This window comes from Nostoc sp. CALU 546, assembly GCF_048836525.1.
Window position 1 is genome coordinate 28,194 of record NZ_JAWJTF010000010.1, and the last position, 12,918, is coordinate 41,111.

Genomic DNA, 12,918 nt, shown 5'->3' on the forward strand with positions numbered 1-12,918 from the left:
AATTTACTATTAAGTCTAAGGTCATCTGAATCTTGACGGTGGTATATATCTCAAATAAATCTAACTCACCAACCTCCCTTCCCTACTAGGGAAGGGAGGCTGGGTTTGCTCCTTTTAGGAAGGAGAGGAATTAGGGAGGGATAATTTCGTTAACCGTTGGAAAATATTTCGGCTGATGAATTTACTAATTATTTGCCATTGGTTAATAGATGGATTGCTGCACCTACGGCTGCACCATCAACAGCATTTCCAAGGGTATCTTTGCCATCGCCAGTAATTACACCAGTTACTGCGCTAGCGCCTGCACCGACTCCGACATCTTGAACAACATTCCGGTTACGGCGATTGCGAGTGTTTCTCAGACCATTTGCACCATTGACAGCTGCACCAGTGACACCACCTTTAACAGCATTGTTTAATACACTACCATTTCCCCTAACTGCTCCGGTGACTACATTGGTAACAGCCCCAATACCTGCATCTCTTAGTACTTGGTCATCAGCAGCAGCCGGTTTCGCGGGAACTAGGGTGACACCAGCTAAACTTGCAGCCATGAGGCTGGGTAGAAGTGTGCGTTTTAGGATGTTATTCATTGTGTTACCTTCTCAAAACATCAAACAATTGGATAAAAACCAAAGTTACTGGAGTCAGAGAAAATCATATTTTTTCACTTGGACAACAGCAACTATTTATTGTTTGAGGACATATATATCATTGCATTTGCAAAGTCATAACTGCATCCACTGAAAGCATGAATATAGATTAAGTCCTGAGAAGGCCTTGCTGATTTATTAGACGATACTAGAGATTACACATTGACAAAATAAACTAAAAATGCACTATAGATTTTTAGATATGAAAGTTTTATTTTTTCAGTAGTAGCAAGCGATTTCTGATGATCAATCGCGTACTGTTTACCGTATCTATCTAAAGATAGTTGCCAAAATAACTAAACTCACTATTCAAAGTTAATATTTAATTCTCTTAGTTTAGCAGCCAAACGTTGCGATCGCGCTTCTGTTTGCTGCGATCGCTCCTATCCTGTTTGTAGCAAATCACCCTGATTATTCCACCAGCGCAACCAAGGTAATTCTAGATTCTGATATTGATCTTGCCAAATTCCTAATTCCACACCCATCGCTTCAGTTTATTTTTTAACCCAAGGAACAGCTTCGATATTTTCCTGATAAAATTCCTTATTTGCTATACGGTTGAAGTAGTCGCCTTTGTACTCAAAAAGATTTAACAGAATGAGTTCTAGATACCATAATCCAAGTTTATAAGTATCTATCTGTTCTGGAAAGGGTCGATTAAGATATTTTTGACGCTTTTTTGGATTAGGATGAACGATTGCATTACGTATCTCTGTTAAAGCCTGTGCGCCATCAACCCAATTTAATTCTTTTGAGGCTTTGAGCAATTCAGTTAAGCTGTCAGGTATTTTTAGCGGGACACCACACTGTGAAAGGAGACGTCTTAGTTGTTCAGCTGCTGGAAGTTTTTTAAATTCTTGTTGACTGATGATAGCTTTTTCTTCCACTAGAAGAGTCCAAGCAAGGATTTCAAAAGCAGCTTGCATCAAAACAATGGAACCTTGTACAGATCCGGCTTGAGCAATACTTTCCAAATACCAATGGATTGCAAACCTTATTGGCTGATTCCAAGTAGTACTTTGCCAGCGATTAAGGAAACCTGGAAAAAGTTTACCGAGACTGCAAGAATCTTGTGAATCTGCAAACCACGAATGCACACTTCGCCAGGGTGATATTGTATAAGAAGTACAGTTTTCCCACACCTTTTTCCCACTGTTGTCATAACTGACTAATAGAATGGGAGAAGTCCTAAAGCCTCTAGAAAAAGAGAGAAACCAATGCAAAGCTTCTAATATATCATCAGCTTCCTCTGTTGTAAAAGGCTTTTTATCGGAACGTTCAAGTTTCCCCACATGAGTTATGGCGTAGCCTCCTTTTGATTCAAGAGACTTTATAATATCTCCGAGGTTTTGCAGGCTGTCAATCGAAGCACTCCAACTCTCAGCTTTTAATATAAGCCTACCCCACCAAATTTGCCTTGGTGTTGATATAGCCATCCCGTGAAATTTATGAAAGTTGGTTAGGTGAAAGAGTATATGTGATAAATTATTTTCCGACCTTAATATTGCTGGTTTATTTAGAGTACCTGAAATATCCCCACTTTGATGCTCAAAGTCGATAGGAATACTAGAAATCCAAACTTCAGCAGAACTTTGGATTTCTGAAAAGTTTAGATTACCTTTACCAAGTTCAAGTTTAAGAAGGGACTCATTATTAGATTTTGAAAACAGGAACTTAACATCGGGAGATGGCAGCCATTCAAAGGAAACAGTACCATTTCCTTCATATACAGTTCCTTCTTGAGTAATTTTTAAGGAACCTTGATAAAGTTGGATAGGTTGATTAGGTTCTCCAGTCACTTCTTGTCCCGAACGATTAGCATCCCGTAGTTTCCTCGCAACAGTTGCATTTCTCCTCAAAATGTAACTAACAATATTTGTATCTAATAAATAAGTCACTTTGTCTATTTTCGCTTTACTGCATCATCGTACATTTTGATTTGCTCTGGGGACAAATCATTTAACGTACCAGAAAGTGCTTCTAAGACAAGAATCTTATCAATTCTGCGTGTCAGTTCATGCTCGGTTATAGCTCTCATTTCCTCTGGTGATAACTGTCCAAAGAGTTCTACTAACATTTCTATTATTTCCTGTTGGTTTAACTTAGTTTGATATAAGCTATTACCTTTAATGAGCTTTTCAACTATTGGTGATATGCGGTTACTCAGTTCTTGATGATAATTAGTAATTTCTGGCATAATTTCCTCCATTCATCCAATAATTATCTTAATTATAAACAATCTCCCTCAGCGCCCTTCTGTGTAAAAAAAAGGCGGGCAAGATGCCCACCCCACAATATTTTGAGAATATTCTGTTGCTATTAACCCAACAATTGTTTAGCCTTAGCTAACACATTATCAACGCTAAAACCAAACTTCTCTAAACAAACACCACCTGGAGCCGAAGCGCCAAAGCGATCAATACTAACGCAATCGCCTTCAGTACCGACATATTTGTGCCAACCGAAACTGCTACCAGCTTCCACAGACAAACGCTTGGTGACAGCTTTCGGCAGAACCGACTCTTTATAAGCCGCATCCTGTGCTTCAAACAGTTCCCATGAAGGTAGCGAGACAACACGGACTTTCTTGCCTTCAGCCTTGAGTTTTTCGGCTGCGCCGACGGCGAGGCTCAATTCTGAACCAGTGGCAATCAGGATGAGATCAGGTGTACCTTCGCTATCCACCACGGTGTATCCACCCTTGGCTACGCCCTCAATGGATGTACCTGCCAAGTTGGGAACATTTTGACGGGTGAACGCCAACAGAGACGGAGCATTTTCCTTCGCTTTCTCGATCGCTATTTTATAAGCACCAGAGGTTTCGTTACCATCTGCGGGACGGAACACGGTTAAATTAGGAATAGCTCGCAAGGAAGCGAGAGTTTCAATGGGTTGGTGTGTAGGGCCATCTTCACCTTGCCCAATGGAATCGTGAGTCATCACCCAAATCACGCCAGCTTGAGAAAGGGCGGATAAGCGGATGGCAGCACGCATATAATCTGTGAAGATTAAGAAGGTTGCACCGTAGGGAATTAATCCTGAAGTGTGCAGAGCTATACCATTACAGATTGCGCCCATAGCATGTTCCCGCACACCAAAGTGGATGTTGGGGTTTTGGTATTCTCCCTTTTGGAAGTCGCCTTTACCCTTAATTTCAGTCAAGTTGGAGTGGGTTAAGTCAGCTGAACCACCAATCAATTCAGGTAAAACTGCCGCTAATTTGTTGAGGCAAGTTTCTGAGTGTTTGCGGGTGGGTAGTCCTTTGTCTTCGGGGGTGTAGGTGGGTAGTACCTTGTCCCAACCATCGGGTAGTTTGCCGCTAATGTAGCGTTCAAATTCAGCCGCTTCTTGGGCATACTTAGCTTTGTAGTCGGCAAATGTTTTGTTCCATTCTTCTTCGTAACCTGCGCCACGTTCAACAGCTTTACGTGTGTGGTTGAGGGCTTCTTCTGGAATTACGAAAGGCTCGTATTCCCAACCCAAATTTTTCCGAGTTAATGCTATTTCGTCTCCACCCAAAGCAGCACCGTGAACGCCAGCAGTGTTTGCCTTATTGGGGGAACCATAACCGATGGTGGTTGTCACCTTAATCATTGATGGTTTATCGGTGACAGCTTTAGCTTCTTCAATTGCTTTGGCGATCGCTGCTAAATCTGTATTACCATCTTGGACATGTAGGACGTGCCAACCGTAAGCTTCAAAGCGCTTGGAAACATCTTCGGTGAATGCCACATCTGTAGAACCGTCGATGGAAATGTGGTTATCGTCGTACAGAGCGATGAGTTTGCCTAATCCCAAGTGTCCTGCAAAAGAAGCAGCTTCACCGGAAATCCCTTCCATGTTGCAACCGTCACCTAAAATTACGTAGGTGTAATGGTCAACAATCTTGGTATCGGGTTTGTTAAATTTAGCGGCAAGGTGTGCCTCAGCGATCGCTAAACCAACTCCATTGGCAATTCCTTGACCCAAGGGGCCAGTTGTGACTTCCACACCTGGGGTCATGAAGTTTTCGGGGTGTCCGGGGGTTTTGGATTCCCACTGCCGGAATTGTTTAATATCTTCGATGGTGACGCTATCGTAGCCTGCCAGGTACAGTAGGGCGTACTGCAACATTGAGCCATGACCGGCAGACAAGACAAAGCGATCGCGGTTAAACCATTTAGGATTTTTGGGATTAAACTTCAAAAAGCGATCCCAAAGGACAAAAGCCATCGGAGCCGCGCCCATTGGCAGTCCTGGGTGTCCCGATTTGGCCTTTTCTACGGCATCAACAGCCAAGAAGCGGATCGAGTTAATACAAAGTTCTTCGAGGGACAATTCTTTGAGGGATTGGGTTGCAACAGTCATAATCTCTTGTTTTTAACGACGGGTTAGCACTCTTCGTAGCTTCTCTTGCTGGGGTTATTTTAGATTCCCCACAGTATCCTCATCATCCCACTCCCGCTTGTCGATGGACAAGCGGGATCTCCTGAGTTTCTGGTGATAAATCAAGCTGATAATTGGGTCATGCTGAACGCTTAAATTATATCGGAATGTTATTTCTGATACTTTGGGCATTGGGCATGGGGCATTGGGCATTGGGCATGGGGCATTGGGAATTGGGCAAACGAGCAGAGTCGGATTAAACTACTGAATTCAGAATTCAGAATTCAGAATTCTGCCTTCTGCCTTCTGCCTCCTGCCTCCTGCTTTCTGCCTCCTGACTTCTTTTAAACGTATTTCTTAAAGGCCAGTGTGACATTATGACCGCCAAACCCAAAAGAATTGGATATTGCCACCTCGACTTTTTGAGCGCGGCTAAAGTTAGGCACGTAATCTAAGTCACACTCAGGATCAGGATTTTCCAGATTAATTGTCGGTGGAATTTGGTCATTAGCGATCGCCAGTACTGTTGCCACTGCTTCAATACCTCCAGAACCGCCCAATAAATGACCTGTCATCGATTTGGTGGAGCTAATTGCTACCTTATAGGCATATTCTCCCAAGGCTTTTTTGATTGCTGAGGTTTCAGTTGAATCATTAGCTGGGGTGCTAGTGCCGTGGGCATTAATGTAGCTGATTTGTTCGGGAGCTATTCCAGCATCTTTGAGCGCTAGTTCGATGGCTCTAGCAGCTCCGAATCCACCAGGTACGGGGGAGGTGATATGGTAAGCATCACAGGTCATCCCATAGCCGACCATTTCGGCATAAATGTGAGCGCCGCGACTGAGGGCGTGTTCCAGTTCTTCTAGAATTAAAATTCCTGAACCTTCACCCAAAACAAATCCGTTGCGATCGCGGTCAAAGGGACGGCAAGCTTTAGTTGGGTCATCATTGCTAAAAGAGAGTGCCTTGCAGGCGGCAAACCCAGCTACCGACAATGGTGTGACAGCTGCCTCCGTACCCCCGCAAATCATCGCCTGGGCATATCCCCCTTGAATGAGACGAAAAGCATCTCCAATGGCGTTAGAGCCAGCGGCGCAGGCAGTTACAGGACAGGAGTTTGGCCCTTTAGCACCCGTGTGAATTGCCGTTAATCCTGCCGCCATATTGGCGATCATCATCGGGATCATGAATGGACTACAGCGATCGGGGCCACGGTTGAGGTAGATAGTTTGCTGGTCTTCTAATACCTTAATGCCACCAACGCCAGAACCGATCATGACACCGACCTGTTCTGCATTCAGGTCATTGATCACTAACTCCGCGTTAGCTAGAGCCTGTTTTGCTGCCGCAACCCCAAATTGGGAAAATCGATCCATCCGCTTGGCCTCTTTGCGCTCCAAGTAATCATGTGGATCGAAGTTTTTCACCTCACCAGCAATCCGGCAATCATGGCGAGACGCATCAAAAAATGTGATGTAGTCAATGCCATTGCGTCCACTTAATAATCCATCCCAATATTCTGTTGCTGTGTTACCTATAGGTGTAATCGCGCCAACACCAGTTACAACAACGCGTTTACGTGTATGATCTGTCATGATTCAGTTAAAAATGGCGAAAAAGCTGCATGGCAAAAAATTCGGGGTTAGTGAGTAAGTAGCGTCAGCCAGCGTGGTGTTGGGGGCTTCCACCCCACTTGTTTCTCCTGTTCGGAGACGCTACGCGAATAGTTGAGGAAACCCCAATACCGCAGGGCTGCACCATGAGCGACTGGCGTTAGCTACGTTAGGAGCGTCACCTCCGGGTGGCTAGGTGCGGGGAAATAATCATTCCCAATCCCAATCCCCAATCCCCCATCTCCAATTAAGCTGATGCGGTAACTTTGTTATTGATGTAATCTACTGCGTCTTGAACCGATGTAATCTGTTCGGCAGCTTCGTCGGGAATTTCGATATCAAATTCTTCTTCTAAGGCCATCACCAATTCAACGGTATCCAGGGAATCTGCTCCCAGGTCTTCCATAAACTTGGATTGTGGTGTGACTTTATCAGGGGGGTCAACACTGAGTTGTTCGACGACGATTTTCTTGACCTTTTCAAAAAGTTCCGCTTGGCTCATAAATAAAAGTCCTTAACCACTTGCTACGATCTGCTCGTTAGAGGAGACATTGTTTTTAGCATATACATCTTATCGTCAAGCGCGATCACCCGGATACTGCCAAGGATTTTTCTGTTAGAAAACCTTTCTTCTTAAAATTTGAATTGGCAAGTTTTTTGGCAACACTTAGGCAGTGGGTGGTGCTACGCCATTGCCGACACCGTGTAAATGCTTTTGTTTTCCAATTATTGCTAATTTTTTTTACAACGTCTCTACCAGTATTTACAGCCTTGCTAGAAATAAAAATATGTAGATGCTGCGGCTTTGAACCTAGAGGGTTAAAGGGTCGCTAAACATCCAACATTAGAAATTCGGTGCTAACAAGGAATGATAAAACAGTTATTGTTTAGAGCGATCGCTCTAACCCAAACATACTTCTATGCTACCTCAGACACTCAAATACGCTTACTTCCCCGGTTGTGTTGCCCAAGGGGCCTGTCGGGAACTTTACCAGTCAACTCAAGCCCTTACCCAAGCACTAGGTATTGAACTGGTTGAACTTAAAAAAGCTGCTTGCTGCGGTTCTGGCACATTTAAAGAAGATTCCCAACTGCTAGAAGATACAGTCAATGCCAGAAATATTGCTTTAGCAGAAGAATTAAATCTGCCCTTACTTACCCATTGCAGTACTTGTCAAGGTGTTATCGGTCATGTCAACGAACACTTGAAAGAATGTCAGACTTCTAACCCTGTCTACATTGAACAGGTTAATGGCTTGTTGCATAAAGAAGGTTGTTCGCCTTATCGCGGTAGTACTGACGTTAAACATCTTCTCTACGCTTTGGTGACAGATTACGGTTTAGAGGAAATTACCAAACGTGTCACCCGAAAGTTAACTGGATTAAAATGTGCGGCTTTTTATGGCTGTTATCTCCTCCGCGCCCAAAAATCTATCCCTTATGACGATCCGTTCCAACCGGAAGCGATGGAGAATATGTTTCGGGCTGTGGGTGCAACACCAATTTATTACCGAGGTCGGACACAATGTTGTGGTTGGCCGCTTTCTAGTTATGCCACTACCCAATCTTTTAAGATGGCGGGGATGCATATTCAGGACGCTTTAGCATCTGGTGCTGATTGTATAGTTACACCTTGCCCTCTGTGCCACTTAAATTTAGATTCGCGTCAGCCAGAGGTAGAAAAGGTAATTGAACAAAAGCTAGGTTTACCAGTGTTGCATTTACCGCAGTTGATTGCTTTGGCACTTGGGGTTAGTCCCAAAGAATTGGGTTTAGAACGCCACATTGTTTCCACAAAGCCAGTGTTGGAAAAATTAGGATTTTAGGGGAAACAATGTTCACGACTATCAATAATTAAGCGAACACCTGCTTATACCGTTTCTTTGTGAAGCTGCATATAATTCACCCCCCGGCTATCGCCGTCCCCCCGATGCCTTGGGGAGACTACAGGGGGGTATTATGATGTGTATCTTCATAGAGAAATAGAAACTAGAAAACAGGGCATCGAACCCTGTTTTCTAGTAATGGATGATAAATTTCACTTGTTGAAGATACCTCAAGTCCCGTAATTTAGGTATTTTGTAGGGTGGACAATAACCACCCAACCCAATACTGCACGCTTTGTGCATTTTTAACTCTGAATAGGGTTTGGGAAAAGGTTAAAGGTTAAAGGTTAAAGGTTTTTTCTTTCCCCTTTCCTTTTCCCAAAAACCCGACAAGTATTGCCACCCAACCCAATTTCTGGTTTCTAGAGTGCACCTTCATCTGTAGTTTTTGATTTAGCTTTTGCCTTATTGGCACTGCGTTTGAGGGCAGAAAGTCTTGCTTCGTATCTCGATCGTTGGCGCTTACTAGGAGTATTGTCAATCAGGGTTTTTAAGGCGCTACCGAGACTCTTGTAAGCATTGGGGAGGCTATAACCAAAACGAGTTGCCAAAGCGATCGCTTTCTCATCAGCATTGAGCAATTCTTTTAGTTGCTTTTCCCCATTATTCTTTTGGTACAGTCGCCAGCCTGACACGCCACAAAGCGACAAAGCTAACACCAGCAGCAATCCATCTTGTACCCACAATTCGCCTACAGCACCACCTAAACCTATAGCTAGTGCTGCCATTTCCCAACCATCTTTGGGAATTGTGTCATTTTGAACGCGAGCAACTTCATGCCAGAACAGCAGATTACGCTGATCCATTGCGAGGGCATCCCATTTCACCAAGTCAATTTGGATTTCTACCTGGTCTTTACCAATTTCTTCGCAACGAACCAGGGGTGGATTGACCTCAGTTGTGCCTTCAACCGTGACCCAGCTCTGTAATTCTGGCGGTAATAAGCCTTTCAACCGCCGGAGTTCACTCATTTCCGCTTTGGCAGAGGAGGTTGCATAGGATGTCATAATATCCAGCCCCAGAAAATTTCAGTATATAGTGAGGGTATCACTTTGGAGTATAGCTATTTAAGTGATGATCCGTCTCACTCGCTGGGAAAACTTCCTCGCTTTTTTCGCGCTTCCATTGCTTTTTCCAGCAAATCTAACAATCCTGGAGCTTCTTCTTGGATACTGAGTAACAGTCTTTCACCAAGTTCTATATTCCCCGGATCAAGACCTGTCACCATCACTTCTTTCAGGCGAGGTATTGCTATACCATCCACAATCTGAATTAACCCACTCAGACAACGGTGAAATTGTTTTTCTGTCAAAATCGAGTCTTCTAGAGGGAACTCAATAATGGCACGGATTTCGCCATCGGATGGGTCATACTCCCATTGCAACATTTTGGTTTCCCAGGAAATGGCAAGCATTGTCTGTAGGATCACTCCCTTGTGAGGATGGTCTTGAATTCCTGTCAGAACTTGAGGGGCAAATACGCGAAAAAATTTTCCCTCTTCATCCAGCTGGACAACTATTAGGAAATCTTCTAGGTTATCAGCCTCCACACCTGTTATAATTCGGTCTTCTTCATCATCAAAACGGTAGTCCCAACCAAGGTTGTCTAAATAGTTGGCAATCTGTTCGAGGTTAGCTCCCATAAAAGCCTCATAAGGAACGTGGAGCAGTTGTTACCAGACCTAGTTTAACCTGCTAAGGGTAGTTGTTTGGGTTGGTGTGGATACTTCTAATCACATAGAAATATGCAATTAGGGCATGGGGCATGGGGAATGGGGCATGGAGAATGGGGCACTGGGCATGAAAATAGAAAAAACAGATAATCATTCTACGCTGTGAATGATGTTTCATTAAGGATTATTTCTCATTATTAAAAAAGTGATAATGACTTGTTTTTAAATCTTACGTGGCGAAGAATATAGCACTAACTCACTTAAATTTTAATATTTCCTTATGATTTTAATGAATATACTGCTAGAACAAGCATGGTAGCAGGAATTTAAATCAAAATTGAAAGCAGAAGTCAATTTTAAATAATTTCTATATAGCATCTGAGGCTTTTGAAAATATAAGTAAAAACGGTTTTTACCTTTTTAAAAGCGAATAAAAATAGCACATAGGCTGATAAAGTTTTATATTACAAGCAACAAATTGTTTTCACTGAATGATTGTAGTGAGCAATACATTATTTTTGGTCTAGTAATTATGAAGTTTATGCGTAAATCAGCTTTAATTCTAGCGATCGCACCTCTAGTTTTTGCGATCGCTGCTTGTAGTGGAGATTCAGGACAAACAGCAAGTACACCGGGCACTCCAGGCAGTAGTCCAGCAGCACCAGTAACTCGAAATCGTTGGGATAGCATTAAAAGCCGTGGTCAGTTAACTTGCGGTGTCAGTGGTGAAGTGCCAGGGTTTAGCTTTGTGGGAACTGATGGTAAATACAGTGGCATTGATGTAGATATTTGTCGTGCGATCGCCGCAGCTTTATTTGACAAACCAGATGCAGTAGAATTTCGTAACCTGAATTCCAAAGAGCGGTTTACAGCTTTGCAAACTGGCGAAGTAGACGTTCTCAGCCGCAACACTACCTGGACACTTAGCCGCGATACCTCTGTAGGTCTAGAATTTGCACCTGTGGTCTTTTACGACGGACAAGCCATAATGGTTCGCCAAAATAGCAACATTAAGTCCCTGGCAGACCTGAAGGATAAAGCAATCTGCGTTCAAACTGGTACAACCACCGAACAAAATTTAGCAGACCAAATGCGAAAAAGGGGCATTCCTTACAAACCCGTTGTTTTTGAAGACGTTAATGTTACCTTTGCTACCTATGCTCAAGGGCGTTGCGATGGCATTACAGCTGATCGTTCGGCATTGGTTTCTCGGCGCACAACTCTACCCAAACCAGAAGATAACGTAATTCTCGATGAAGTGATTTCTTCAGAACCTCTTGCACCAGCAGTTGCCAAAGGGGATGCTCGGTGGGGTGATGTTGTTAAATGGGTGGTTTATTCCCTAGTAAAAGCTGAAGAGTTGGGCATTAATTCTCAGAATGTGGGTCAGTTTGCTGCTAGTAATGACCCAGATATTAAACGCTTTTTGGGAACCGAGGGCAACCTTGGTGAAGGACTGGGCTTAACAAACGACTTTGCAGCCAGAATAATTAAACACGTTGGTAACTACGCCGAGATTTACGATCGCAACCTCGGCCCCAAAACAAAACTTAATCTAGTTCGCGGTCAAAATCAACTCTGGAGCAAAGGCGGACTACTTTATTCTCCGCCATTCCGGTAGAAGAGATTAGGGAGATGAGGAGAATAACTCATGCCAAATGACCAATGACAAATGACCAATGACAAATGACAAACTCAAAACCGTCTATATGGCGTGATGTCCGATTTTGGAGGATTGCCTTGCAATTAGCTGCCGTATTTTTAGCAGCAATTGTAGTAGTAATCCTGTGGGGCAATCTTCAGCGCAATTTGCAGCAATTAGGTATTCAGTTTGGATTTGATTTTCTTAAGCAACAAGCATCTTTTGATATTGGCGAGACGCTGATTAACTATAAACCCACTGACACCTACAGTCATGCTTTGTGGGTGGGGTTAATTAACTCCTTACGTGTGGCGGTTGCAGGGATTTTTCTTACAACAATTGTAGGGATAGGTGCTGGGATTGCCCGACTTTCTGACAACTGGCTAGTGCGGAATATCACGATGGTTTACGTGGAGATTTTCCGTAATACGCCCTTACTGCTGCAATTGCTGTTTTGGTACTTTGCTGTTTTTCTTAGTTTTCCCAAAACAGAAAATAAGATATCCCTTTGGGGTTTTATTGGTGTTAGTCAAAATGGCTTAGAACTCCCTTGGTTTACCTTATCACCAGAGTTTTCAGCTTTGCTGTTGGGATTAACTTTTTACACAGGTGCGTTTATTGCTGAGATTGTCCGAGGTGGGATTCAATCAGTACCGAAGGGACAATGGGAAGCAGCGCGATCGCTAGGATTAAAACCAGGGTTAGCAATGCGGTTAGTGATTTTTCCCCAAGCTTTGCGGGTAATCATTCCACCTTTAACGAGTCAGTATCTTAATTTGACCAAAAATACCAGTTTAGCGATCGCGATCGGCTACCCCGATATTTATTTTGTCGCCTCCACCACCTTTAACCTAACGGGGAAAGCCGTAGAAGTGATATTACTGATTATGCTCACCTATCTCACCCTAAGTTTAACCATCTCTGTAGTGATGAATTTATTCAATCGCAGTGTACAAATTAAAGAGAGATAAGACAATTTTAGATTTTAGATTTTAGATTTTGTTTCCAGTAACATCTCGTAGAGAAAGATTTAGTGGTAATTGCTTTTTGCTTTCAATCTGTCGCAATATTTTTTTTTAATTGGTCT

At 43.2% G+C, this 12,918-nt stretch carries 12 protein-coding genes and 1 pseudogene; 3 read left to right on the forward strand and 10 right to left on the reverse strand.

Annotation, left to right across the window (positions count from 1 at the left end; genetic code table 11):
* Window positions 1–188: 188 nt before the first annotated feature.
* The 8 genes and pseudogenes from RRG12_RS07370 to acpP all read right to left on the reverse strand — a co-directional run bounded on the left by RRG12_RS07370 (window position 189) and on the right by acpP (window position 7,133).
* Window positions 189–593 (reverse strand): hypothetical protein, encoded by a 405-nt coding sequence (locus tag RRG12_RS07370; RefSeq protein WP_420758851.1) that lies wholly within the window; start codon window positions 591–593, stop codon window positions 189–191.
* A 365-nt stretch (window positions 594–958) separates the two neighbouring features.
* Window positions 959–1,138, reverse strand: a pseudogene (locus tag RRG12_RS07375) (Uma2 family endonuclease); the annotation flags it as partial.
* A gap of 9 nt (window positions 1,139–1,147) precedes the next feature.
* Entirely contained in the window at window positions 1,148–2,452 is a 1,305-nt protein-coding gene (locus tag RRG12_RS07380) for a hypothetical protein (protein WP_420758852.1), read from the reverse strand.
* A gap of 104 nt (window positions 2,453–2,556) precedes the next feature.
* Window positions 2,557–2,850: a hypothetical protein gene (locus RRG12_RS07385; protein ID WP_420758853.1), complete on the reverse strand. Its 294-nt coding sequence runs from the start codon at window positions 2,848–2,850 to the stop codon at window positions 2,557–2,559.
* A 122-nt stretch (window positions 2,851–2,972) separates the two neighbouring features.
* Entirely contained in the window at window positions 2,973–5,000 is a 2,028-nt protein-coding gene (tkt, locus tag RRG12_RS07390; RefSeq protein ID WP_069070707.1) for a transketolase, read from the reverse strand.
* A 54-nt stretch (window positions 5,001–5,054) separates the two neighbouring features.
* Window positions 5,055–5,210 (reverse strand): hypothetical protein, encoded by a 156-nt coding sequence (locus RRG12_RS07395; protein ID WP_420758854.1) that lies wholly within the window; start codon window positions 5,208–5,210, stop codon window positions 5,055–5,057.
* A 152-nt stretch (window positions 5,211–5,362) separates the two neighbouring features.
* On the reverse strand, window positions 5,363–6,613 hold the full coding sequence (gene fabF / locus RRG12_RS07400; protein WP_069070708.1) for a beta-ketoacyl-ACP synthase II: 1,251 nt from the start codon (window positions 6,611–6,613) through the stop codon (window positions 5,363–5,365).
* 265 nt (window positions 6,614–6,878) lie between these two features.
* Window positions 6,879–7,133, reverse strand: coding sequence for an acyl carrier protein (gene acpP / locus RRG12_RS07405; protein ID WP_069070709.1), 255 nt, complete (start codon window positions 7,131–7,133; stop codon window positions 6,879–6,881).
* A gap of 418 nt (window positions 7,134–7,551) precedes the next feature.
* Here acpP and RRG12_RS07410 point away from each other — a divergent pair, with 418 nt between their 5' ends.
* The gene (locus RRG12_RS07410) at window positions 7,552–8,457 is read left to right on the forward strand and encodes a CoB--CoM heterodisulfide reductase iron-sulfur subunit B family protein (protein ID WP_420758855.1); all 906 of its coding nucleotides are present in this window, start codon (window positions 7,552–7,554) and stop codon (window positions 8,455–8,457) included.
* A 422-nt stretch (window positions 8,458–8,879) separates the two neighbouring features.
* Here the strand turns inward: RRG12_RS07410 and RRG12_RS07415 are convergent, their stop codons facing one another.
* On the reverse strand, window positions 8,880–9,524 hold the full coding sequence (locus tag RRG12_RS07415; RefSeq protein WP_069070711.1) for a DUF3318 domain-containing protein: 645 nt from the start codon (window positions 9,522–9,524) through the stop codon (window positions 8,880–8,882).
* A gap of 77 nt (window positions 9,525–9,601) precedes the next feature.
* Window positions 9,602–10,159 (reverse strand): hypothetical protein, encoded by a 558-nt coding sequence (locus tag RRG12_RS07420; RefSeq protein ID WP_420758856.1) that lies wholly within the window; start codon window positions 10,157–10,159, stop codon window positions 9,602–9,604.
* Window positions 10,160–10,730: 571 nt separating this feature from the next.
* Here RRG12_RS07420 and RRG12_RS07425 point away from each other — a divergent pair.
* Together RRG12_RS07425 and RRG12_RS07430 are read left to right on the forward strand one after the other, a co-directional pair.
* Window positions 10,731–11,810: an amino acid ABC transporter substrate-binding protein gene (locus RRG12_RS07425; protein ID WP_420758901.1), complete on the forward strand. Its 1,080-nt coding sequence runs from the start codon at window positions 10,731–10,733 to the stop codon at window positions 11,808–11,810.
* 65 nt (window positions 11,811–11,875) lie between these two features.
* Window positions 11,876–12,802, forward strand: coding sequence for an amino acid ABC transporter permease (locus RRG12_RS07430; RefSeq protein WP_420758857.1), 927 nt, complete (start codon window positions 11,876–11,878; stop codon window positions 12,800–12,802).
* Window positions 12,803–12,918 lie beyond the last annotated feature (116 nt).

Excerpts from the sequence above, each read along its gene's own strand:
- RRG12_RS07370 (WP_420758851.1), bottom strand. The coding sequence starts at position 593 with ATGAATAACATCCTAAAACGCACACTTCTACCCAGCCTCATGGCTGCA.
- RRG12_RS07385 (WP_420758853.1), bottom strand. The coding sequence starts at position 2,850 with ATGCCAGAAATTACTAATTATCATCAAGAACTGAGTAACCGCATATCA.
- tkt (WP_069070707.1), bottom strand. The coding sequence starts at position 5,000 with ATGACTGTTGCAACCCAATCCCTCAAAGAATTGTCCCTCGAAGAACTT.
- RRG12_RS07395 (WP_420758854.1), bottom strand. The coding sequence starts at position 5,210 with ATGCCCAAAGTATCAGAAATAACATTCCGATATAATTTAAGCGTTCAG.
- fabF (WP_069070708.1), bottom strand. The coding sequence starts at position 6,613 with ATGACAGATCATACACGTAAACGCGTTGTTGTAACTGGTGTTGGCGCG.
- acpP (WP_069070709.1), bottom strand. The coding sequence starts at position 7,133 with ATGAGCCAAGCGGAACTTTTTGAAAAGGTCAAGAAAATCGTCGTCGAA.
- RRG12_RS07410 (WP_420758855.1), top strand. The coding sequence starts at position 7,552 with ATGCTACCTCAGACACTCAAATACGCTTACTTCCCCGGTTGTGTTGCC.
- RRG12_RS07415 (WP_069070711.1), bottom strand. The coding sequence starts at position 9,524 with ATGACATCCTATGCAACCTCCTCTGCCAAAGCGGAAATGAGTGAACTC.
- RRG12_RS07420 (WP_420758856.1), bottom strand. The coding sequence starts at position 10,159 with ATGGGAGCTAACCTCGAACAGATTGCCAACTATTTAGACAACCTTGGT.
- RRG12_RS07425 (WP_420758901.1), top strand. The coding sequence starts at position 10,731 with ATGCGTAAATCAGCTTTAATTCTAGCGATCGCACCTCTAGTTTTTGCG.
- RRG12_RS07430 (WP_420758857.1), top strand. The coding sequence starts at position 11,876 with ATGACAAACTCAAAACCGTCTATATGGCGTGATGTCCGATTTTGGAGG.